19 protein-coding genes are annotated in these 24372 nt (G+C 52.7%); 5 read left to right on the top strand and 14 right to left on the bottom strand.

Annotated features, from left to right (window positions below):
* Nucleotide 1: 1 nt before the first annotated feature.
* From RB620_RS10610 to RB620_RS10595, 4 genes are all read right to left on the bottom strand, one after another.
* Complete coding sequence (locus RB620_RS10610; RefSeq protein ID WP_308094116.1) at nt 2-1114, bottom strand: hypothetical protein; 1113 nt, start codon at nt 1112-1114, stop codon at nt 2-4.
* 189 nt (nt 1115-1303) lie between these two features.
* Nucleotides 1304-3025, bottom strand: a complete 1722-nt coding sequence (locus RB620_RS10605) for a type 2 periplasmic-binding domain-containing protein (protein WP_308094115.1) — start codon at nt 3023-3025, stop codon at nt 1304-1306.
* A gap of 108 nt (nt 3026-3133) precedes the next feature.
* Nucleotides 3134-4744: a response regulator transcription factor gene (locus RB620_RS10600; protein WP_308094113.1), complete on the bottom strand. Its 1611-nt coding sequence runs from the start codon at nt 4742-4744 to the stop codon at nt 3134-3136.
* Nucleotides 4719-6494 carry a sensor histidine kinase gene (locus tag RB620_RS10595; RefSeq protein WP_308094112.1) on the bottom strand — a complete coding sequence of 592 codons (1776 nt, stop codon included), beginning with the start codon at nt 6492-6494 and terminating at the stop codon, nt 4719-4721. The genes RB620_RS10600 and RB620_RS10595 overlap by 26 nt, the downstream gene beginning before the upstream one ends.
* Before the next feature lie 348 nt (nt 6495-6842).
* On the opposite strand from RB620_RS10595, the gene RB620_RS10590 reads away from it, so the two are divergent.
* A complete protein-coding gene (locus RB620_RS10590; RefSeq protein ID WP_308094110.1) occupies nt 6843-7787 on the top strand; it encodes an ABC transporter permease in 945 nt (314 codons plus the stop codon).
* 27 nt (nt 7788-7814) lie between these two features.
* On the top strand, nt 7815-8693 hold the full coding sequence (locus tag RB620_RS10585; RefSeq protein ID WP_308094108.1) for a carbohydrate ABC transporter permease: 879 nt from the start codon (nt 7815-7817) through the stop codon (nt 8691-8693).
* A 683-nt stretch (nt 8694-9376) separates the two neighbouring features.
* Here the strand turns inward: RB620_RS10585 and RB620_RS10580 are convergent.
* The 6 genes from RB620_RS10580 to RB620_RS10555 form a co-directional block, all read right to left on the bottom strand.
* Entirely contained in the window at nt 9377-10252 is an 876-nt protein-coding gene (locus RB620_RS10580; RefSeq protein ID WP_308094107.1) for a carbohydrate ABC transporter permease, read from the bottom strand.
* 12 nt (nt 10253-10264) lie between these two features.
* The gene (locus RB620_RS10575) at nt 10265-11179 is read right to left on the bottom strand and encodes an ABC transporter permease (RefSeq protein ID WP_308094260.1); all 915 of its coding nucleotides are present in this window, start codon (nt 11177-11179) and stop codon (nt 10265-10267) included.
* 134 nt (nt 11180-11313) lie between these two features.
* A complete protein-coding gene (locus RB620_RS10570; protein ID WP_308094105.1) occupies nt 11314-12933 on the bottom strand; it encodes an extracellular solute-binding protein in 1620 nt (539 codons plus the stop codon).
* 177 nt (nt 12934-13110) lie between these two features.
* Nucleotides 13111-15468 (bottom strand): helix-turn-helix domain-containing protein, encoded by a 2358-nt coding sequence (locus RB620_RS10565; protein ID WP_308094103.1) that lies wholly within the window; start codon nt 15466-15468, stop codon nt 13111-13113.
* A gap of 339 nt (nt 15469-15807) precedes the next feature.
* Nucleotides 15808-16074: a hypothetical protein gene (locus tag RB620_RS10560; protein ID WP_308094101.1), complete on the bottom strand. Its 267-nt coding sequence runs from the start codon at nt 16072-16074 to the stop codon at nt 15808-15810.
* Nucleotides 16074-17267, bottom strand: coding sequence for an NAD(P)/FAD-dependent oxidoreductase (locus tag RB620_RS10555; protein ID WP_308094100.1), 1194 nt, complete (start codon nt 17265-17267; stop codon nt 16074-16076). The genes RB620_RS10560 and RB620_RS10555 overlap by 1 nt, the downstream gene beginning before the upstream one ends.
* Nucleotides 17268-17632: 365 nt before the next feature.
* Here RB620_RS10555 and RB620_RS10550 point away from each other — a divergent pair, with 365 nt between their 5' ends.
* Nucleotides 17633-18634 (top strand): NAD(P)/FAD-dependent oxidoreductase, encoded by a 1002-nt coding sequence (locus RB620_RS10550; protein WP_308094098.1) that lies wholly within the window; start codon nt 17633-17635, stop codon nt 18632-18634.
* Nucleotides 18635-18743: 109 nt separating this feature from the next.
* Nucleotides 18744-18989: a hypothetical protein gene (locus RB620_RS10545; protein WP_308094096.1), complete on the top strand. Its 246-nt coding sequence runs from the start codon at nt 18744-18746 to the stop codon at nt 18987-18989.
* A 1-nt stretch (nt 18990) separates the two neighbouring features.
* On the opposite strand, the gene sda is transcribed toward RB620_RS10545, so the two are convergent.
* Entirely contained in the window at nt 18991-19140 is a 150-nt protein-coding gene (sda, locus tag RB620_RS10540; RefSeq protein WP_308094094.1) for a sporulation histidine kinase inhibitor Sda, read from the bottom strand.
* Nucleotides 19141-19991: 851 nt separating this feature from the next.
* Here sda and RB620_RS10535 point away from each other — a divergent pair.
* Complete coding sequence (locus RB620_RS10535) at nt 19992-21158, top strand: IS110 family RNA-guided transposase (protein ID WP_308094092.1); 1167 nt, start codon at nt 19992-19994, stop codon at nt 21156-21158.
* Between the two features lie 160 nt (nt 21159-21318).
* Here RB620_RS10535 and RB620_RS10530 read toward each other — a convergent pair whose 3' ends face one another.
* The 3 genes from RB620_RS10530 to RB620_RS10520 all read right to left on the bottom strand — a co-directional run bounded on the left by RB620_RS10530 (nt 21319) and on the right by RB620_RS10520 (nt 24370).
* Complete coding sequence (locus RB620_RS10530) at nt 21319-22971, bottom strand: putative bifunctional diguanylate cyclase/phosphodiesterase (protein WP_308094091.1); 1653 nt, start codon at nt 22969-22971, stop codon at nt 21319-21321.
* Between the two features lie 143 nt (nt 22972-23114).
* A complete protein-coding gene (locus RB620_RS10525) occupies nt 23115-23792 on the bottom strand; it encodes a YheC/YheD family protein (protein WP_308094089.1) in 678 nt (225 codons plus the stop codon).
* A 116-nt stretch (nt 23793-23908) separates the two neighbouring features.
* Nucleotides 23909-24370, bottom strand: a complete 462-nt coding sequence (locus RB620_RS10520; protein WP_308094087.1) for a DUF2269 family protein — start codon at nt 24368-24370, stop codon at nt 23909-23911.
* Between the last annotated feature and the right edge of the window lie 2 nt (nt 24371-24372).

The raw sequence follows: 24372 nt of genomic DNA, 5'->3' as shown, positions 1-24372 counted from the left end.
ATTAGTCAATGCTAAACATCGTTTCGTCGAAAGCCGGAAGAAGCTGAACGGAGGCCAATTCGGCGCGAGACTGCACGTAGGCCGCATATTCTCCTTCGATATACAGCTTCCTGACTTGATCCCGCACTTCCTCGAAAGCGGGGTCTTTTGTTTCTTCTCGGCCGGTAACGCGCACGACGACATAACGGCCCGCCGCACGATCGTCGATGACGGCCGGTACCGGATGTTCTGCCGAACTGTCGCGAAGCGCTAGGTACAGGGCATTCTCCGACTTATACAAACGCGACGCGCTGTCTTCGTTCAATGCCATCTCTCCATCATAGACGGCGGTTATTCCGCTTGGGAGCGAAGCCGGCTCCGCTGCTGCTTCCGCAGCCGAGTCTCCCGCCAATAGATGCTCCCGGACTGCCGTCGCAACCTTGAACGCATCCTTGATCCGCCATTCGGAGTCCTCTCCTTCGTGCCGATAGGATATCGTTATTCGTTCATACGTCATGCGGTCTTCCATCGGGGCGATCGACGACTTCATCGACTCGTAATACGACCTCAGCTCTTCCTCGTCTGGCCGCAAGACGCTCTCGGCCCATCGTTCTTTCACCAAAGCCGCCAGCTTGCTGCGGTAAAAATCGATAAAGGTGCTCTCCTCGAATTTGGCCGGCCCATAAAGCGGCTCCGCATTCGCGATTGCCGCAGCGCGGCGCGCGTTTTCCTCCTTCATCGCTTCAAGCAGAGAGTCATAGGAGACCTCGCTCACGAATCCGAATTCGCGCGCCAGCTGCAGCTCTATCTTCATTCGGACCGCTTCGTCCAGCGCTTTGCCGCGCAGCGTCTCGATCGGCGTCATCCCTCGGAATTCCTTTTTCCAGAAGTTTTCATCCATCTCCGCTCCATCCTCCGTCAAGTAAGCTTCAATGACGGAAGCCCGGTTGAACTGCGCGAAATGGGCGAGCTCCGCCAGCGTGACGATATCTCCGTTCACCTCCGCAACCGCCGTCTGCTCCGAGGTGTCTTCGGGAAGCGCCGCAGCTGCGGCTATGACAGTTGCCGCAATGAGGACGGCTCCCGCGAGGATGGCGAAGATCGTCAACGTAGTTGACTTTCTGCGAATTCCCATGGCTTTCCCCTCCGGAATCATCTGCGTACGCAGTTATTGACTGAATCTTCAGACATCTTTATTCAGGAAAGGAAGACCCCTGACGGTCTGACCAACGGGCACAAGCGATGGGCTGACCTATCGTTCTGCCCCGCAGGTCGACCGAAAGCGATTAGCGAGGCCCGCCGCAACGCGCGGCGGACCTTGCTTTTATTTCGTTTTCTGATACCATTCGTTCGCTTCTTTCGTAATGTCGTCGCCGCCGATGCTCTTCCATTCTTTGACGAAGTTGTCGAAGTCGTCGATCGGCTTCTTGCCGTAGATCATGCTGATGAACGTGTCGCCTTCGAGCTTGACCAGAATGCCGCTCTTCGATTGCATGGCCGGCGTCGGAGCGCCGGTGAATTGCTGGGAGACAACGAAGCCGTTTTTCCAGCCGTCATCCACGATTTCGGCAGCTTTCAGCGTGCTTAGGTTCGTCAGCGCTGCGCGCTTCTCAGCCGATGTTTTCGGCTCCACGCCTCTGCTGACATTAGCAAGCATTTCCAGGTTGGTGAACGGATTTTTCAGATCGATCAGTACGTATTTGGACACGCCGACCTTGCCGCCAGGGATATCCTCCTCCGCTACCGATACGCTGCCGTCAGCCAGAATCGTATAATCGTAATCCTTCGCCCAGCCGTTCTCGAATTCGCTGCCCGGTTCGAGCGTGACGCGTCCGAAAATCCGGTTCAGGTATAGGAACAGCGCGTCCACGTGCTCAAAATCTTGTTTGACCAGCAGGCCGCCCCGCAGGAACGTCGTGTCGCGGGCCGCGGACTTGCCGTTCAGCGTCGGCAGCGGGTAAGGCAGCATATCCGCGCCTTCCACGTTTTTCTTCAGATCCGGAATCGGCCAGTTCGGCAGCCAATAAGGAGCAACGACCATGCCTACGCGTCCTTGACCGATCAACTCGGCAAGCTTGTTCTCGTCATGCAGTCCCGCTTCCTGCGAGATGTAGCCTTTGTTGTACCAGTCGTTCAACCGGGCGAGACCGTCCTTCATCTCCGGCAGCGTGGAGCCGTGGATGAGCTGCCCGTCCTTCTCCAGCCATTGGTACGGAATCGTTCCGTACGGTCCGAACACCCATGTGCTCTCGCCGAGCCAACCAGCGAACGGATTCGGGTTGTTCCCGCCCGCGCCCAGGCTGAGACCGAGCGGAATGATGTTGTTGGCGCCGCCCGGCTTCTTGTCGACGAATGCCTGCATAACCGATTCCAGCTCTTCGAACGTCGTCGGCGCTTTTAGCCCCAGCTCGTCGAGCCAGTCCTGCCGAATCCATAACACGCCGTTATCGTTGCCTGCATGAGCGAAATTCGGGAGGGCCATTTTTTTGCCTTCGTGCGTCACCTGGCTCCACATAAGCGGATGCGAGCTATATAGCTCCTTCATTTCGGGCGAAGCGTACGTTTCGAAGTCCGCCGTAATATCGCGGTAGTGGCCGGACTGGATCAGCTCGTTAATGAGCGTCATGTCTTCCGTCATCAGCACGTCCGGAAGCGTCTCCTTGGACGTCAGCATCAGCCTGACCTTCGTCGCGAATTGGTCGCCGGGCGACTCCCAAATATTTTTGAGCTGGATGCCCAGCTCCTCCAGCGCCCACTTCGTGTGAACGTTGTTGTCCAGGTTTTCCCCGTTCTTGAACTTGAACGTGCCGTCCGTTGCTTTAACCGTCGTAATCGTGACAGGCGGATCGAACTTGTACGTCCCCTTCTGTATCGCCTCCGCGTTCGGGTCCGCCGTTTCGGCGGGAGCTTGCGTAGCTTCCGCGCCATTCTCCGGGCTGCTTGAAGCGCCGCTTCTTTGTCCCCCGTTGTTCGAGTTCGACGAACAAGCTGCCAGCGTGATCAGCATGATCGCCGCAAGCGTCAGTAGAATCGATTTTTTTGCCATGTGCTGCTGGAACCTCCCTTAAATCTGCTGTAATGAGATGCAACCTAATCTTATTACAGCGCTTACAGCCGGGTAAGAGATAAAGTTTTAAGATCGTGTGGCAAATTGTTAAGGTAACGTTCCGTTGCGATCTCTGTAATCCTGGGGCGTTACGCCGTAATAATATTTGAACAGCTTGCTGAAGTACGGCGGATTCTGGAACCCCAGCTGGCCGGACAGCTCGTAGATGCGAATGTCCGTCGTCCGCAGCAGCACGCTGGCTTTCTCCATCCGAAACCGCATAATGAAGTCGCTGATGTTTTCTTTGCTCTCCTGCTTGTAGAGCGAGGACAGATAAGCCGGATGAAGGCCGACATGGTCGGCAATCGCTTGCAGCGAAACATCGTCCGCAATTCGGTTTTCGATGAAACGATGGATTTTGGAGATGAGCACGCCCTTGCTGTCCTTGAATTCCCGCACGTTCGAAGTTTCCAAGCTCCGCAGCGCCATGTCCGCCCACTCCATGACCCCGTCCAGACGAGTAAACATGCCTTGCTCCGACGCGATATCCGCTTCGAAGCCGGTGAGTTCCATCAACGTTTTCCCTTGCAGGTGAGCGATATACAGAAAAGCGTTCATCAGGGCGTATACGACTTCGATGACATGCTCCTCCGTATCCAGCCTCTTCTCGCGCATCTCCGTCTCCAAGCCGGCAAGCTTCGTTCGGGCATCCGGCCACCGCCCCGCTTCGAACAGCTGCTGGAAGCCCGGCGGCGCGTACAAAGAATCGAGCGAGCGGGATTGCGAACGCGTCTCCCCCTCGAGGATGACGATCCCCTGCTCGCTGCGGGGAACTTTCCGAAATTCGTTTAACGATTTGCGGTATTGATCGGCAATCTCGAGCGGGAATAGGCGGGGTTCGCCGACCAATACGGTGATCGGTCCCCGCAGGAAACTCCCGACCTTCGCGACCAATTCCCTGGCCGCGTTCTCGAGCCGCTTGCCGCCTGCTTCCGATTCGCCGCCCGTTTTATCCTGCAACAAGAAACACAAATAACCGAAGGAGTCCTTGCCGGGCCACACCTCGTACCACGATTCCAATAGCTCACAAGCGATGTTGCGAACGGCATATTCATGCAGCGCGGAATCGCCGATAGCCGGCTCGGATTCGTCGATCCGCACCAGCAGCATCGAAGCGCGTTCGCCCGCCCGGAAGGGAAGCCTATATTCGTTCATTCGTTCGGTCAGCAACGTATTCGGCAGGCGGATGCCCGACAACAGATCGTTCAGCAAATTCGCCCGTAAGAGCGGGAGATGGACGCGAATCGTATGCCTCGCCTGCTCGAAGGAGCCGATCCGTTCCCACTCTCGCTCTACAAGCTCTTTGACGCGCGCCACTTCGCCCATCAGTTCTTCATCCTTCACCGGCTTGAGCAAATAATTGACCGTGCCGTACGTGATCGCTTTCTTGGCATATTCGAATTCGCCGTACCCCGACAACAGGATGCATTTGGTTCGCGGGTAATGCTCCTGAATATGCTTGCATAGCTGAAGCCCGTCCATGCCGGGCATCCGAATGTCCGTCACGACGATATCGATAGGGGTCGATGCCAAAATCGTTAAGGCTTCGAGCCCGGATCCCGCTTTGTGCACGCCTTCGATGCCGATGCCCGCCCAGTCGTTCGCCACCATGCTGCTTACGATCATCGGCTCGTCATCCACCAACAACAGCTGACTCATAGTTCACACTCCTCTTCTCGGCAAGTAATTCCTCCGCCCTCCACTTCAAGGACACGCAAAGACCCGTAAGCGTGGACGAACGCTCCAACGTCACGCCGGCTCCCGGACCGAATCGGTGCTTGAGCCTCTGATGGACGTTCCAAAGCCCGCAACCCGAAGTTTCGTCCATCGGGAGCTCAAGCCTAAGAGCAAGCGCCTTTATGTCATCGTCGGACAAGCCGTCGCCGCTGTCTTCGACGCGCACGATTTTCCAACCATCCTCCATCCGACCCGTTATTCGCACAAGTCCCTCTCCCGGCTTCGGCTCGACGCCATGCATGATGGCGTTTTCAACAGCGGGCTGCACGATCAGCCGCATGACGTTCTCATGGAGCATTTCGTCCGGGATGCGGATCTCAAAGCGGATTCTCTCGAGCCTGTACGTATAAATCTGCAAATAATGCCGGACCAGATCCATCTCTTCTCTCAGCGTTGCCTTTTGATTCTCTACGCGGGTCGTATACCTGTAATAACCTCCCAGATGAAAAGCCATTTCCTTGATCGTCTCCGTGTGGCCAGCCTTGGCGCACGCCGCGATAAACGACAGGCAGTTGTATAGAAAATGTGGATTGATCTGCGATTGCAGCTGCTTGAGCGTCGCCAGGCGCGAACGGTTCTGCTCCTCGTACACGTTCTGGACCAAGTGCTGAATTTCCCGTCCCATATCATTGAACCGATGCATCATGTAATCGAATTCGTTATGGAATTTCTGTCCGATGCGGAAGCCGTAATCGCCGATCTCGAATTGCTTCAGGCCGCGGATCAACGCGGATAACGGCTTCTGCACATGCAGATAAAGCAGATAGGATGCGGCTACGCCGAGCGCGATCAGCACCAGCATGCTGACGTAGAACAAATTGCGGCTCTGGATGACAGGCGCGTGAAACTCTTGAAGGGGCACGTAATCGACCAGCCACGCATCAAGCTGGGGCAAATACGCGTAGCTCAAATAAGACCGCTGCCCGTCCACCTTCCGATCGGCATTGCCGATCGCGGGCAGCTTCCCTTCTTCGAGCAGATCCGCCCCGAGCGCCTTGTACCGCGCGTCTCCATCCTTCGCGTCCGAGAACACCTCTCCGGAAGCGGTCAACAGGAAGCTGTGTCCGGGGCTCTCCAGATTGTAATGCCCCAGCATCTCCCGCACGTTGTCGAGCGCGAAGCGCACCTCGAACACTGCGTTGACGGAATCGGGATCGCTCTTCGACAAGTAGGGATCCCAGATCAGCATCTGGTAGTACGGTGCGTCGGCGCCGTCGCCGCTGCGGAATCGCCACACGCCATTATCCGACCGCTCCAGCAGTTTCGGATCGTATGTACCATTCAGCCTCGTGGAGATCCGGCTCTGATTGCCCGGCAAATAAACGGACAGCTCGTTCGACCAGTGGCTGGAGAAGCTTTGGAGATACAACTTTTCTTTGACCAGCGACTGGTATTCGATCATGCGGTAATAATCCTTCGTCAACATGCTGATGTGCAAATCCAGAATCGAAGAATCGCGGGCAAGCACGTTAGAGGATAACGATAGCCGTTCGACGTTGGATTCGATCTGGCTCTTTAGGAACAGCAATTGGCTCTCCTTGTACGCTTTCATCTGCTTGTCGATGACCTGAAGGCTCGTCGTGCTGAAATAGGTGTACAGAATAACGGCCGGGATAAGCAGAATCAGTATGACGCCGGTCATCTTGATGAAGATCGGCCTGCTCCGTTTCACATGAGGTCCCCCTTAATATTTTGACAGCCACCTTTAAGATGTGTTCTATACTTCGTTTGGCGGATGCCCTACAATTTTCCCTACAAGAGGAAGTTCAAAAAGTCCATTTTTGATCACGAAGTATTTCAAGGAGTAAACTCGACATCGAATATTGAATTCAGCCGAAATTTCCGGTGCTCACGTAGCTCCACTACGCTCCGCTCCTCAATTTCTAGCTTCTTTCAATCTTCTCGGTGCTGAAAACCGGACTTTTTGAACCAGCACTAGGACCAGCCTGCATCCGCCGATGCCCGGACCGCTCGCCGGCATGTCCGTCATCCTTACCAACCCACTCAGGAGGAAGTCCCAATGAAGAATACCGACATTATAGCATCAACCGGAAGATCGTCAACCGCGCGGCTGCGAAATATTCCGTTCCGAAAAACATGGAGACTGCATATTCTGCTGCTTCCCGCCGTCTTGATCGCGCTTGTGTTCAAATACGCTCCCATGCCCGGCATCGTCATGGCTTTCCAGGATTTTAAGCCCTGGCTTGGCATAAACGGCTCACCCTGGATCGGATGGGATAACTTCGAGCTGATGTTCACTTTGAACGGAACCGTTCAAGTCATCTGGAATACGCTGATCATTTCCGTGCTGAAAATCGTTTTCGGCCTTGCCGTTCCGGTCTTGTTCGCCCTGCTACTGAACGAGGTTCGCAGCATGGGGCTCAAACGGTCGATTCAAACGATGGTTTATTTGCCCCATTTCATGTCCTGGGTCATCTTGGGCGGCATCCTGCTCGATCTGTTGTCGCTCGACGGTATCGTCAACCGCCTGCTGACGGCGCTGAACATCAAACCCGTCATGTTCCTGGGAGACGGTAACTGGTTCAGGGTCACGGTTATCGTCAGCGATTTGTGGAAAGAATTCGGCTTCTCGGCCATCGTCTTCCTCGCGGCGTTATCCGGCATTAATCCGGATCTGTACGAAGCCGCCGAGATCGACGGCGCGGGCAGGCTTCAGCAGACGATCAACATTACGCTGCCTTCGCTGCTCCCGATCATGGTCGTCGTGTTCACGCTGTCGCTTGGCAGCATGCTGAACGCCAACTTCGACCAGATTTACAACTTGATCAATCCGCTCGTGCTCGGCAAAGGCGATATCATCGACACCTTCGTGTTCCGTTCCTTCCAGGACGGTCAATACAGCCTCGCCACGACCGTCGGCTTGTTCAAATCGCTGGTCGGCTTCATTCTGATCAGCGGCGGTTATTACGTCGCTTACAAATGGGCGAATTACCGCATCTTTTAAGATTCCAACAACGGAGGTAGACCTGCTATGTATTACAAGGATCCATCGTATAAAGTGTTCTATTACATCAACCTGGCGCTGCTCATCGGCATCTCGATCCTGTGCATATTGCCGATGATCCATATATTCGCTGTATCATTGAGCGGGAAATCGGCGGCCGAAGCGAATCTGGTTACCTTCTTCCCGATCGACTTCAATCTTGATAGCTACGCGCGCACGTTCGAGAATGACAACTTCGCAGGTGCAATTCAGACATCGATTCTGCGCGCTTTGATCGGAACCGTACTCGGCATGGCCGTGACGATCATGGCCTCCTTCTCCTTGTCAAGAAGCTCGATCGAATTCAAGGTTCGCGCATTCTATGTTTGGTTTTTCCTGTTCATCATGATTTTCGACGCGGGACTTGTGCCCCATTATTTGCTCGTGCAGAAGGTCGGCCTCATCAATTCCTTTTGGGTGCTCATCTTGCCGGGTCTCGTCAACGTGTGGAACATGATTCTCATGATGAACTTCTTCCGCGCGCTGCCCAGGGAATTGGATGAAGCGGCCATCGTGGACGGCGCGACCTCGTTCCGCATCCTGTTTTCGGTATATTTGCCCATATCGATGCCGGCCATCGCGACAATCTCGCTGTTTACGATGGTCGGCCATTGGAACAGCTGGTTCGACGGCATGTTATACATGAGGACGCAGGAGCAATGGCCGCTCGCCACGCTGCTTCAAACAATCGTGGTTGTACAGGATTTCAGTAAGACGGGCATTACGCCCGAGGATCTGGAGATGATGTCCAACCGAAGCGTCAAGGCGGCGCAGATCTTTATCGCCATGCTGCCGATTCTGGCGGTCTATCCGCTGCTGCAAAAGTTTTTCGTCAAAGGAATCGTGCTCGGAGCCGTCAAGGAGTAGCAATGGAATAAGCGTGTGAGGCTAACGGAGCGAGATGACGTTATTCCACTCAAAACATCATTAATCCAATTCTAACGGACCGTAGAAGCGTTATTTGCACCTAAATCACGTTATCATTGCACATTATGGCGCAATAAGGTCGCTGGCGTCCGTTACAAAAATAAAAAGACGTTTTTCGGCCATTTAACGACTCTGAGGTCCTTTAGGCCGAAAACGTCTTTTTTAAACGGTGGCGTTGTTCAATAAGCGATTCCCTACTACCCGAAGGGGGAAGTATTTCGTTTACGTAATTGCCAATAAGCGAGGTATTGTCAAAGGAGTTGGGCCGTTTAGGGAGAGCCAAAGAAAGCGGGGTATGGGCGTAGGAGTCTACGTCCAATCCCCGCGTTTTCCTTTCTTCCAACTACCCGAAGGGGTAAATTTTTCGTTTACGGAATTGCCAATAAGCGGGGTGCGGGAGGAAGAGTTGCGCCGTTTAGGGAGAGCCGAAGTAAGCGGGGTATGGGCGTAGGAGTTTACGTCCGCCTTTAAACCTTGTGTTCCTACCTTTCGTCTAATGAAGGGAACACAAGGTTTAACAGCGGCCGGAGGCCATACCCCGCGTCTTCGAGCCGAACTTAAACGATCACCAACGCTGGAGCCCGCATCCCGCGTTTGGCACACCCCCGTAAAACGCCAAATCCTTACCCCTTCACCGCCCCAATCATGACACCCTTCACGAAATACTTCTGCAAGAACGGATACACGCACAGAATCGGAACGGTCGCCACGATAATCGTCGCGTATTTGATCGTCTCCCCAATCGGCATCTGGTCGCCCGAGCTGACGTCCGTCATCATGCTGTTTGTGTCGTTCACGATCAGTATTTCGCGCAGAATCAGCTGGAGCGGGAACAAGCCGCGGTCCTGCAAATAGATCATCGCCGAGAACCACGAATTCCAGTGCGATACACCGTAGAACAACAGCATGACCGCAATGACCGGCAGCGATAACGGGAACACGACGGCCCAGCAGATGCGGAAGTCGTTCGCGCCGTCCAGCTTCGCCGATTCCTCAAGCTCGGGCGGCACGGCCTGGAACGCCGTCCGCATGATGATCAAGTTAAACGCGCTGATCGCCGACGGAATGATGATCGCCCAGCGGGTATCCAGCATGCCCAGCTCATTGATCAACAGGAACGATGGAATAAGCCCGCCTTCGAAAAACATCGTGAACGTGATCATGAACATAATCGCATTTTTCCACAACACGTCCCGTCTCGAAAGCCCGTAAGCCGCCATCGACGAAAGAAAAATGTTGATGGACGTTCCCACGATGACATAAAACAACGTATTCAGATAAGCCGTGCCGATCGATGGATTCAAAAATACCATTTTGTAGGCGTCGAACGTAAATCCTTTCGGCGCAAGCAGAATTCCCCTCGTCTGAACAAGCTGCCCCGGATCGCTGAACGACGCGAACAGTACGAATACGAGTGGGTATAACGATGCTAAGGATAACGCGACGAGAAGAGCGATGTTAAACACTCCGAATACGCGTTCACCGGTCGTCTGCTTCATAGACCATTCTCCTTACCATAGTTTAGTTTCGCTTGTCTTCCGCGAGATGGCGTTCGCGACGATCAGCAGCGTGAAGCTGATGATCGCATTAAACATGCCGACAGCCGCCGCATAGCTGTAGTTGGTTTCCAATATGCCCTTCCGGTACGTATACGTGCCGATGACATCGGCGGTGGAATACGTGATCGGGTTGTACATGAGCAGAATTTTTTCGTTGCCGACCGATAACATGTGCCCGATGTTCAAGATCAACAAAATGATGATCGTCGGCGCGATGCCGGGGATCGTGACGTTCAGCGTTTGTTTCCAACGGCTCGCGCCGTCGATTTTGGCAGCTTCGTAGATGGACGGATCGATCGTCGAGATGGCCGCCAGGAATATGATGGAGCTCCAACCGATGTTTTGCCATATGCCGGAGCTGATATACAAGGTTCTAAACCAATCGGCTTCCCTCATGAAAGCGATCGGTTCGGTGCCGAACACCGAAGTCAACAAGTTATTGACGAGCCCGTCTCTTGCCAGGAAGTCGAACATGATGCCCACGACGACGACGAGCGACACGAAGTGCGGCATGTACGTAATCGTCTGCACCGAACGCTTGAACCAGCTCTTCCTTACCTCGTTCAGCAGCAGGGCGAGCACGATGCCCGCGGGGAACGCGAAGATCAAGCTGTACAGGCTGAGCAGCAACGTATTCACCAGAATACGTCCGAAATAAAAGCTGGAGAAAAACTCCGTGAAATTATCGAAGCCCGTCCAAGGGCTTCCGCCGATTCCGAGATTGATGGCAAAATCCTTAAATGCGATCTGCATGCCGTACATAGGCCCGTAATGGAAAACGATAAAATAAATGATTGCCGGACTTAACATCAAATAAATGAGTTTGTTTTTCGCAAAATCCTTTTTCGCTCGTTGTCCGAAGCTCATGCGGAGGCCGGACCCGCCGATTGGTGCCGATGTTTTCTCTGTTCCGATGACCGCCATAGCCATACTCCTTCCTGTCACCCGCTAGAATCGTCCGCGCCGTGCGAGCGCATGTCCTGCCCGGCGCGGACTTATTTCTACCTCTTCAAGAAACGCTCCAACGCAGCTTGCTCAAGCTTGATCACTTCTTCGATTCCCATTGCTTTGAGCGTCTCGACGTACTCGTCGAATTTCTCGAGCGGTTCCGTGCCCATGATGAATTTGAGCATCATTTCCTCATGGTACACGTTCAGGTCGGTCATGATGGAGGCAATCTTGCGGCCTTCTTCGGCGTTTGGCGTCGTAAGGGGCTTCATCATCGCCGTAGTCGCTTTCTCCCAGTTCACGAGCGCTTCCTTCTGCGCGGGCAGCTCCAGGTACTGCTCGATATAACCAGGATCCTGGATGAACGGGCCGTTGTAGCTGGCGCGAATATATTGCGCCATCGCTTGCGTGATCGGCAGGTCGTTCGGATTTTTCATAATAACGTCGGTATAGGTTGGTTTGTTGTCCACGACCGTAAAGCTTTCGCCTTCGACGCCGAAGTTGAATAGATTATGCCCTTCCGGTCCGTACGCATAGTCCAGCCATTTGACGATTTGCTCCGGATTTTTGGCCGCCGTCGTGATGGCCGCGCCAATTCCCGTGTAAGGGAAGTCGCGTTGTCCCCATACGGCGTTCTCGCCTTTGTTGAGGGTTGGATACGGCGTCGAGATCAGTTGGAAGCTCGGATCGTCTTTCATGAGACCCATGTATTTGCCGATGCCGCTTCCCGTATAGCTGACGAACGCGGCCGTCTTGCCTGTCGTGACCTTCGAATCCATCAGCTTCGAATCCATAGCGGCGAAGTCCGGATCCAGCAGTCCTTTTTCGTACCAGCGGTTCATGACCGTCAGGAACTCCTTGTATTCCGGCTGCATCGAACCGTATTTGATCGTCCCGTTATCGTTGTAGAATTCGAGCGGAATGCCGAATGCGCCAATAAACGCGTTGCCGACTTTAATGTTCGCTATCGTCTGAACGAAAGGAGGTTCGCCGTTATTCAGCTCCTTCATCGCTTCGAGGGTTTTCTCCCATTCGTCGATGGTTTCGGGAACCGGCAGACCGGTCTTGTCCAGCAAGTCCTTCCGTAGAATCGGACCGAAGAACACCATCAGTTTCTCGTGGCCGCGAATGAACGGGAATGTATAAATGTTGCCTTCGTCGGTCATGATCATCTTCTTGATTTCGGGATGTTCGTTCAAATAACTCGTAAGATTAGGCGCATGCTCCTCGATCAGCTCGTTGAGGCGAAGAATCGTGCCGGACTTGATTGCGTCGTCCGGACCGCGGGAGACGGTCAGCCAGTTGCGCTCGATGACGTCGGGCAGCTTCTTGGAGGCGAGCATCAGATTGAACTGTTCTTCGATCTGGGCGCCTTCGCCCGATGGATGCGTCCACGTCACCTTAGTGCCCGTAACCTTCTCCATTTGCTGATAAATTTTGCTCTCGCCCAGGTTCGCCATCGTCGCAGCCGCGTTCGGATTCAGCTGCACCCAATACGACATCGATTCCGGGAATTCGACCGGCCCCGCTTCCTCCGGTGCCTTGGACTCCTTCGGCGCGTTCGTTGCTTCCGAATTACCCGGCGTGTTGCTGCCGCCCGAGCAGCCGGCAAGCAGTACGGATACGGCGACGAAGGAAAGCAGAATCGATAACAGCCCTTTTCTTCTCTTCATAAGCGATGCAATCCCCTCTCAATGAAAATTGTTGGTTCAAATCTTGTTTTCAGCAGCCCATCGGCTTGCTGATTTCATCGTAGACGGAGAGTGATTTATTGGATACGGCGAACCTGTTAGAATGGCTATTCGAAAATCAGATTTCAAGCTATCGTTTATCTAGATTCACCTACTTTTCTATAGAACGGCCTCGTTATCATGCCCGTTGTTCTGCAAAATTTCCCTGTATTTGCCCGGCGTAACGCCTTCCGCTTTCTTGAACACGCGGATCAAACCGATGTCGCTTGCGAAGCCGACCTTCAACGCGATTTGGGTTACAGTCAGATCGCTGTCCGAGAGAAGAGCCTTCGCTTCTTTCATTCGCAGCGCCGTAATATATTCCGTGACGTTGTGACCGCTTTGTTTCTTGTAGAAGGTGGACAGATAGGATGGATTAAGTCCGATATGGTCGGCGATCGTTGTCAGGCTAAGCTCGTTGCTTGCAAAATGGTTTTCGATGTACTGCCGGATTTTGGCGGCAAGCACATCGCTGTGATCGCTTCGTTCGCCGGCTACCTTCTCGCAGATCGACCCGTACAGCCGCTTCAGCGCCTCGCTCATTTTCTCCGTCGAGCCGATCCGGGCCATATATTTGAACGGGTCGCTTTCCCCGTCGAAGAACGGCTTTTCGTCCATGCCTAACGCATTAAACAGCTTCAGCACCGTGCTGATCAGCTCGGAGAACAGGCATTTGCCCATCTCCGGCGAGATCGATCTCGTCTGGAAGTTGATTTCAAAGACATGGTCCAGTACTTTCGCGACGCTCCCGTAATCCCCGCTCTTGGCGTAATTCATCAGCTGCGCTTCGGTTTCAAGCGAATAATAGAAATAATGATGTTCGGCATTCTTGACCGAGTCGTAATACATAATGTCGCGCTGCTCCCGAAGCAGCTTGTATTCGAGAGCCGTAACCGCTTCACCATAGGCAACCGCTATTTGCTCCAAATCCGCCTTCATGCCGCTGACGGCCACCGTGATCGACGTACGGAATTTCGACTCCATCTGGCTTTTGATCGCTTTCAGCACGCGGTCCAGCTCGTTGCCTTCTTCCGCGCTTGGCTCAGCAACATTAAGCAGAATGCCTACGCGGTCCCGTTCCATCTCGATCGCGTAGCCGTTGCTCTGCAGTAGCTCGTTGCTCAGATTGATCAAGATGAACCGCATAAGCGTCCATTCCCGCTCCGAATCGTCTTGAATGAAATTGTGACAATCGTCGATTTGCAGGAGGACAACCCCGTAATGCGGATGCGGAAGCGACACGTCCATGAACAGGTAGTCTTTGTCCGTCAGTTTCGCGGTATCGACATACCCTTTCATCAGGCGTGAAATAAAGTCCGATTGAATAACCGGCTTTTGCTGCGAGATTTTGCCGCGCATCTGCTTCTCTTCGACGATCGACGATAGCAGCTCGTTTTTGATGAAGGCGAATTCATTTCGGATCTGGATGCCGGTCATGTTTTTGCCCTGCAGGATGGCATGGATCAACTCGCGGATCGGCCTATGGTTTTTGTATGCCAAATAGTAGGCAACGGCAAGTCCGCCTGCCATGCACAGCAGCACGAGCAGCATCGCAAGCGTTTTGGTCTCGTGAACTTTGGCCAGAACGATCGGTTTGGGAATGACGGAGACATAGGTCCAATTGTTCTGGCTCGACTTCGTGTAGGAAATCATCATTTCGTTATTCCCGATCGTCGCCGCGAAATTTCCTTGCCCGCCTCGGAATTTCGGCACAATGCCGCCGAGCGCATCCGCATGCTGCGCCGTCGTGCTTAATACTTGGCCGTCCGAGCCGAAAATATAAAAATCCGTCTCGCGGTGGTCGGACTTGCGAAGTTGTCCGAGCAGCTGCGCTTCGTCGATCATCACGACTAGAGAACCTCTGACTTCGCTGTCGTCTCCCATAGGCAAGGATGATATCGACGTAATCATATTCCGGCGCATCTGGTCGTATTGAATCGGCTCGGAAGGCAGGTAGGTTCTTAGATGGTAGCTCGATAACATCTCGCTAATCTCGTTGATGCTGCGGTTTTGGTATTCGTTGATATATCGGAAGAAGGTTTCCATATCGGTCCTTATCGTCGTCGTGACAATTCGATCGGATTCCTTCAAATAAACGAAATAATCGTCGATAAACGGACTGAGTGTCCGGTAGCGCTTCAAATTTTTGATGAGCTCGATATAAGTATAATTGTTGATGTTTGAACGGTTGTTCTCCTCGTAGAGAAACATCTGGAGCATCGGATCGAATGCGATTTGGGCGGTGAGCTGATCCACTTCGTTCATTCTGCTGTCGACGGTTAAGCGGGTTTGCTGCAACAGCGCTTGATTCGATTCGTACGCGTTGTCGATCAGCGCTTGCTCCATCCTCCCATACAGCAGCGCGCCGATGACGACGGGAATCATAAGAATGCACATGAACGAGAGCAGCAGCTTTACGAATACGGATCGACGGAAGGTTTCTCCTTCTTTCCTGGAACGCCATTTCTGTATCATCATCTTCATCCTTCCCCAAAAAAGAAATCGCTTTCAAAATGTAAGAAATGAGCAGCGTTTTATTTTCCTTCTCCTCACATTTTACATGTAATCGGCGAATAGTCATTTGTTTTTTCATGAATTCCTTAATATATTTTTCATCGTTAATGAATAAACGCTCGTGATTCCTATTGTAACAATGAATGAATTCGATTTGTCATGGTTCAATCGATACAAAATCGCAAAAACAAGTAAGACGATCGATTCAAATCTATGCCTAAACAAAAAAATCCCAAGAAAACGTAGGCGCCAGCCTATGGTTTCTTGGGATCTCATATAAGGTTCCCATCGTAAAATGCCTATTTAATCCTCGTCCTCGTCATCCTCGAACGAGTCTCCCCGCTCCTTCGCTTCCAAGTATTCCTGGGTCGCGCGGTCGCGGGCGCGGCTCTTGTCCTTCAACCGCTCGATGGCCGGAAGGATCAGAATGTCGATCTCCTTCTGCACCGTATAAGCCAAATCGTAGCGGGTCTGCGATTCCAAGTAGGATCCGACTTCGATCAAGGCGTTATAACGATCGAGCTCGTCTCTCGTCAATAAGCCCCGGACTTGTACGCTGCAGTGGCGCATTACAGGAATTTGCCTTTACGGAGTACAAGCGGAATTCCGCCGATAATGAACAGGTAACGAAGGTCGATAGCCTTCTTCAGCCAAGCGGCTACGCGGCCTTTGTATTTCTTGCCGAACGCGATGCCGATCGCTTCGCCTTTGCCTAGGGACGCTACCGTTCCTTTGTTTTGGAACGAGAACGACTTCAACGGCTGGTTGCGGATCGACGCCACCAGGTTATGCGCGCACACGACGCCTTGTTGCATGGCGATCTGAGCGGTCGGCGGGTAAGGACGGCCTTCCGGGTTGAACATCAGCGAGTTGTCGCCCACGATGTACACGTTCTCGGAGCCAGGGCTGCGCAGGAACTCGTCAACCTTCACGCGTCCGCGCATCGTCTCGAAGCCTGCTTCCTCGATCAAGCGGTTGCCGCGGATACCGCCGGTCCAGATGACAGTAGCGGATTTGATTTCTTCGCCTTCGCCTACGACTACGCCTTCCGGCGTGCATTCTTTGATCGCCGTGCCGATGCGGAAAGTAACGCCCTTCTTCGTGAGAACGTCCATCGCGTATTCGACCAGTTCAGGGTCGAAACCAGGCAATGCCGTCGGAGCCGCTTCGATGTTGTAAATCTTAACGAGCGTAGGATCTACGTCGAATTGTTTGCAAAGCTCGGGAATGCGGTCGGACAGTTCGCCGACGAACTCGATGCCCGTGAAGCCTGCGCCGCCGACTACGAATGTCAGGTAGTCCGTGCGATGCGGCTCGCGTTTGTAACGAGCGAATTGATATTCGATATGTTCGCGGATAAGGCGAACGGAGTTAATGCTGCGAATGTTCATGGCATGCTCGCCAAGGCCAGGGATACCGAATGTTTCCGGCTCGCCGCCAAGACCGATTACCAGGTAGTCATACGACAGAGTTCCGTCTTCCAGGATGACCTTCTTATCCTGAGGGCGGATTTGGACGACCGTCGATTTGACGAAGTCGATTTTGAACTCGTCGATCAGCTTGGAGATGCTAACGCGCGCGTTCTCGGGGTTGTCCGTGCCGGCAGCCGGCATATGCAGATGCGTCGTGATGTAGTGGTAATCATGTTTGTTGACCAGCGTAACGTCAGCCTCGTTATAATTCAGCTCTTTCTGCAAGCGAAGCGCCGTCAGCACGCCGCCGTATCCAGCGCCAAGAATTACAATCTTCGGTATGTTGCTCATTGTGGGATCCCATCCATTCCTTGTTTTCTTTTTTCGTTTAATTATACTTGTGAAAAATTACACAAACCCATACAAAAAAGAATGATGATCAGCTGTAGTCTGTGCGCTTATAACCAATATCATGCAAAGGAGCCAAGAACGTTCTTGGAATTTCGACGGCAATCGCCGTATTTCCCCTTAACCATATCATATATACATCAGACATATTACAGACTTTTGAACAAAAGTTCAAGGGTAAATTATACGAAAATGTTTAGAACACTGTACAATTGAGATGACCACTATCGAAGCAACTCGATGATGCGCGACTGCGCGTAAAGGATTATAATGGAACTCGTAAAGTCCATTAATGGAGGTGCACAGAGATGTCTGAGCAAATAAACGAAACGGCTACGGTCGATATTTTGATTATCGGAGGCGGGCCAGCGGGCATGTTCGCCGCGTTCTACGGCGGCATGCGCCAAGCGTCCGTGAAAATCATCGAGAGCATGCCGCAGCTCGGCGGCCAGCTTGCCGCGCTATACCCGGAGAAATACATATACGATGTCGCCGGCTTCCCCAAAGTGACCGCGCAAGAGCTGGTGGATCGGTTGAAGGAACAGATCGACTTATTCAAACCCGAGGTTTGCCTCGAAGAGAAAGTCGTGAACGTAAAGAAAAAGGATGAGCGATTGTTCGAGGTTACGACCGATCGAACCGTCCATTATGCCAAAGCCGTTATCATTACGGCCGGAGTAGGCGCATTCGAGCCGCGTCGCCTGGAGCTTCCGGAGGCGTCTAGATACGAGGGCAAAAACCTGCATTATTTCGTTGGCGACTTGCAGCGATTCAAAGACAAACGCGTACTCGTCAGCGGCGGCGGCGATTCCGCAGTCGATTGGTCGCTCATGTTGGAGCCGATCGCGAAAAGCGTAACGCTGATCCACCGCCGGGATAAATTCCGCGCGCATGAGCATAGCGTGGAGAATCTGATGAGCTCGAGCGTCAACGTAGTCACGCCTACGGAAATTACGGCGCTTCACGGCGACGAAACCATTACGAAGGTCACCTTAACCAATGTCAAATCGAATGAAACGACGGAGCTGGACGTCGATGCCGTCATCGTCAATTTCGGCTTCGTATCCTCGCTCGGACCGATTGCGGAATGGGGCATTACGATTCAGGGAGGTTCCATAGTCGTGGATACGCGGATGGAGACGAACATTCCGGGCATATTCGCCGCGGGTGACATAACGACCTATCCGGGCAAACTGAAGCTCATAGCCGTCGGATTCGGCGAAGCGCCTACCGCCATCAATAACGCGAAGGTATATGTAGATCCGGGCGCGAAGCTCTCGCCGGGACATAGCAGCAACATGAAGCTTTAACGATTGCCGCGTTCGCTGCGTGATACAAAATAGAGATAAGGGTATCCTATACTTGGCGATTCATGAAATCGGGGCGATTGCCGCACTTCAAGCCGAGGAGGGTACCCTTATGTTATGTCCGCTATGCAATGGGATTGGCGACTACCTTGAAAGCTGCAAGTCTTGCGGAGGAAAAGTGACGGAATGCGGCCGGTTATCGGATTGGACCGGACCATATGAGCCGTATGGGCCTATAGAGGGCAGCTTGCAGAATAACATGCCGATCTCGTCGGCCGGGGACGTGTGCTGCCATGTTATCTATTGCGAGAATTGCAGCCGCGTCAGCGAGATTCTAATATCGGAATGGCCTTCTTAATTCAGGCGGTATGTTGATGGGCGTGAGCGGTGAGGTCAACCCCTCTGCGCTTTACCTCCACGGCAAGCATGCGAATAAATTCAGGCTCAAGCTTAAATTCGATCGCTGCGAAATAGGTATCTATGAGAAGTTCGTCGGACAACAGATCCATCTTAATTCCTCCTTGTTATCAAAACGTTTCTTTACATTTTTTAGTGTAGCATGCGACGAAAATCGGGACAACACGCCTCATTATGCACATGGGGATGTGGATACGCTGTGTATGAACTGTGAATAGTTGTCAATTTCCGCGGCATGGCAGATGGTATATTGTGGATAGGGTTATCCACATCCCATTCTCTTCCAAAATCCATAAAAAAATTTAATTGAAATCTATAGTTCTATTAACGAAACTATTCGAATATACGTACCTTTCTCCATCTAAAAAAGAAGGGGCTGTCCCAGAAGCATACACTTTTAGGGCAGCTTTATTTTGATTACAGGGGTGCAACGAGACGAATGTGTACGAAAAATCGTACTCACGTCGCCCATCCGGGGTGCATCGAGCCGAATGTGTACGAAAATCCGTACTCACAACGCCCATTCGGAGCGCAACAGGCCGAATGTGTACGAAAATTCGTACTCACGACGCCCATTCGGGGCGCAACAGGCCGAATGTGTACGAAAAAACGTTCTCGCGACGCCCACTCTGGGTGCAACGGGCTGTATGTATATGAAATTTCAAACACGCAGGGGCTGTCCCCAAGTCAACTATGACTTCGTATTATTAGGTCAACCAGAGATTTCTGGTTGGCCTATTTTTATGGCTGTTCTATGATGGCGGTAGCCGGGAGAACTCACAATGACTTGGGTCAACGAACCCGTTCCCAAAACTGTTTTCCCACTATCTCCAATGACCATGTTTGAGCTGGTTGAGGCACCTGACCTCGTATCACAAGCGAAGCTATGGGTTTGGAACCATCGTGGGATTGCCAGCTAGTATCGATATCAGGAGGAGATGACATGGAACCGGTTATCGGACTGGATGTAGCAAAAGGTGCAAGCGTAATTCAAGCGTTCGTGAAGCGTAATGAGGCGTTTGGAAAACCGGAGACAATTCGGCATACCGAGAGCGGATTCGGACGACTTGACGACGTGATTCGGCTGCTAGAGGAACAAACGGGGAAAGAACCGGTTATTGTTTTTGAGGCAACAGGACATTACCATCGTATCGTTGCAGCTTATCTGGAGCGTATGAGAATCACGCATTTCATCGTTAATCCACTCTTATCCAAACGTACGAAGAGCGCACAGTTACGCAAAGTGAAAACAGATGCAGCGGATGCTTGGCATTTGGCGGAAATGTATTACCGTGGGGATGTGAAACCGCATCGTAAGTGGGAGAACAGCATCACGGAGATCCAGCATTTAACGCGGCAGCATGAGTTTATGACATCTCAATTTGTGCAGTCGAAGTTGAATGCAAGGGCTCTGCTGGATCAAGTATGTGTGGCTTATGAAGCTGTGTTCAGCGATCTGTTTTCCAAGACGGCGTTGCAAGTGCTGCGTCATATGCTAATAGGCACCGTTGTTACTGAAGAAGTGATTAGGAAAACCGTGGGCACCTCGCATGGGAAAGCATGGATTCAGGCGAAAGTAGATCGAATTCAAGCTCTACCGGAGCTAAACAGGTCAAGCATGGCTCAAAGGACGGCATTATTATGTATGGTGGAAATTTTGCTTGCTCAGCAAGAGCAACTGAGTCAATTGGAAATGAAAATCGAAGAAGAAGCAAGGCGGATCCCGGAAGTGGGTTTGTTAAAAACCATCCCAGGAATCGGAGATAAGCTGGCTGCCAAGCTAATTGCAGAAATTGGTGATGTCAATCAGTTCGGGGATCCGAAGCAGCTTGTGGCTTACGCCGGACTAGATCCAGGCGTGCATAGCTCCGGTCAGTTCGTGGCAACCAGCACCCGGATAACCAAACGCGGCTCTAAACGGTTGCGAAGAGCGTTGTATCTAGCAGTGTTGTGCGGAATTAGAGGAAGTATGAACGAAAAGTTGCGGACATATTACGATAAGAAAAGACAAGAGGGCAAGCCCTACAAGGTGACGGTGATCGCTTGCGCCAACAAGCTATTGCATCACATATACGCCATCTTGAAGAAGGGCACGCCCTACACCATTTAAACCATATTTAACCAACGCCCTCCGCGCTAACGGAGGTTATTTGGTATACAGTAAAATTAAATCAGGATCTGACTGATTGGCCAACATACTAAAGCTTGACAAACATTAGCTGGTTTTGGGACAGCCCCTTTCGTTCGCCTCTATGATATGCCGCATCGCTCTACGCCTTGGACCCTAAAGCCAAATCCCACGGCACGGTAAGCTCCGACTGGGAAATCGGCTTGCTAATATAATACCCCTGCATGCCCCAGCACTGCATGTTCGCCAGCCTATCGAATTGGGACACGTCCTCCACGCCCTCGACCACGACGTCCAACCTAAGCGCCTGGGCCATCTGCACGATGGCCGACACAAGCGCCTCGTTCATGTCGCTTATAAACGACTTGTCGATCTTCAGCTTATCGATCGGTAGCTGTGTCAGCATGCTGAGCGACGAATAGCCCGTGCCGAAATCGTCCAGCGCGATCGAGAACCCTTCAGCGCGAAGCTCGTTTAACGTCGCTTGGATCGCCTGCAGGTTATGGATGACGGTGCTCTCCGTAATTTCGAGTTCGATCGCTTGCGGCGGGACGCCCTCTTCCGCGAGAAGGCGTTTCAAGCGGCCGACGAAGCCGGGGGCGTTTAATTGCACGCTCGATATGTTGATCGAGAAGCTAAATGCCGTGCCGAAGGACGTGCGGCAGTGCGACCAGCACTTGCATACTTCCCGGATGACCCAGTAGCCGATCGGAATAATGAGTCCCGTCTTCTCCGCGATGGGGATAAAGTCTGCCGGCGACACGATGCCTAGCTCGGGATGTTTCCAGCGCAGCAGCGCCTCCGCGCCGATGATATTCTTTTTGGAGCAGCTATAGATCGGCTGGTAGACGAGCGCGAGCTCATCCCGTTCGATGGCGCGGGATAACTCCAGCTCATGGATGAAGTTCTCTACATGCTCGTACCTGAAATCGGGACGATAGATATGATGCCTGTTCCTTCCTTCGCCCTTCGCCCGGTACAAAGCAATGTCTGCCTGCTTGAGAAGCGTCTGGATATCTTCCTCGCCAGATCGCAGCGATATGCCAATGCTTGCCGTCAGGCGCATTTCTTTCTCCTGCACGAGGAAGGGTGAACGGAAGAGGTTCTGAGCGGACTGAATCATCGCCTCTGTATTCGTCATCGCGCCTTCCCTCGAAGGCTCGCAGGCGACGATAAATTCGTCACCGCCCAGCCGAACGAGCGTGCAGCTAGAGCCAAAGGTTTGTTTCAGACGGCTTGCGATTTCCGTCAACACGGCATCGCCGGCGTCATGGCCGAACGTATCATTAATGTTTTTGAAATAATCGAGATCGAACAATAAGATGGATCCCGGGCAACCCACGTGCTCGAAGAAGTAGCGTCGGTTGTACAGCCCGGTCAGATCGTCGTGGTATGCATGCTCCAGCAGTTTCTCCTCGTAGTCGCGCCTAATGGTCGTGTCCCGCGTGACGCTGAAAATATATTTGACGTTGCCCGCGTGGTCGAGAATCGGATTCAGGATGCTTTCGCCGCTGATGAGGCCGTTCGGAAGCTTGACGCCATCTTCGAATCGGATTGGCTTACGGCTTAGCAGTACTTTCGAGTACTTGATCCGCAGGTAGCTGGCCATCTCCGGCGAATTGACGTCTTCGAACGTAAGCCCGAACGCGTCCATCGTGATGCCGCTAAGCGTGGTCGCCGCTCGGTTGACATAAAAATATGTAAAGTTAATTCCATCCACTTCCATAATATAAATGGAATCTTCGATCTCATCCAACATCTGCAGCAGCAGATGGATCACCGCGGAAGAGTTCATAAGCCATTACCCACCTTTTGTATGCGCTGTCTCTCTCCCCTTCCTATTCCACAAGTTTGCCCAATCTCCTTTTTTTCATTGAATGTCGATGATATTCTACAAAAAAAGACGGGATTATCCCCCGTCCAATCCTCATATTTTGGTTAATGAGGTCTTGTATTTACCTCAAATATCCATATTTTCCCCTGTCTATCGATACCGTAATCGAAACCGAGCTGTCCGATGCCCGGAAACTTCCGTTCCAGCACCCGGGTCGAAAGCACCGTCAAAGCCCGCATTTGGGCTTTCTTTTCCTTCACGTAGGCGGATCCCAGCGAAGCGCGGATGCCTTGAGAGGCGGAAACCAAATCTCCCCCTTGGCTCAAATTCGTTACAAACAAACCTCGTTTCGCGATTCTCCCCACTAACGCCCGGTATTCCCAGCCTTTGTGCGTCTTCACGTATTTGACCCGATAGTCGATAGGCCTGCCGTTCACCGTAGCCAGATGGATACCCTTCTGAATCAGGTACCGGCGTTTCCTTGTGCGGCTCCTGAGCGCTTGCGCCAACGCCTGAAAGCTGCCAACGCGATAAGTCTTATTCCGATACGTATGCGAATATCCGCTGTTTTCCCGAACCACCTTGATTACTCCGCCACCGCCAGTACCGACAATAGGCTTCACGACGACCATGCCGTGCTGCTGAAGCATGCTGTACAGCTGCCCCGGCGAATATTTCCTCGTTGGAGGTATATGGGGCACGATGCTTCGTTCAGAGAGCAGCGCTTCCGTTTTGGCCCATTTGCTTGCCAACTGCCTGCCTTGATAAACTTGAATGAACATTCCTGGAGAGCTCCTTTCACGACGCCTTCTCTCTAGTGTATGGCAGGAATGTCCAAAGCTCGTGGATGATTGCCTTAGGCAGCCGCCGGAATTCGTTCCGGATGGCCGGCGGAAGGCTACGGCTTAACGACCATCAGAAACAATACGATAATCGGAATGATCGTATTGACCGTCCCCCACAGATTCCATCTCGCGCTGGCTTGATCGTAAGCCTTCGGGAGCTCTCCGCTCGGGATGCCGGACTCGCTGTGGCGAATCATCGCAAGCTGGCATAGCAGGAGAACGGCGCCCCACAGAATGCCGGACAGGGCGAACAATCCGATCGAGGCGGTCAACCAGTTCAGCTCGGCCATGGAGTATCCGTAGGCATGCGCCGTCAAGACGCCGAAAACGACGAGCAGAATCAAGCCGGGTATCGTTAACGCGTAGTCCGCTCGCATAACGGCCAGAGCGGCGCGATGCCGCTGCTCCGGATCGCGGCTCCGGTCGGCCTGCAGCTTCCAGAATGCCGTCGTAATGATGTTGCCGAGGAACAGCATAGCGCCTAATACATGCAAGAACACGAATATTTTTTCCATTC

This window comes from Paenibacillus sp. LHD-117, from assembly GCF_030929555.1.
Classification (GTDB): Bacteria; Bacillota; Bacilli; order Paenibacillales; family Paenibacillaceae; genus Pristimantibacillus.
The sequence above is the reverse complement of the archived record's forward strand: the minus strand, read 5'-3'. Positions and strand labels throughout refer to the sequence as shown.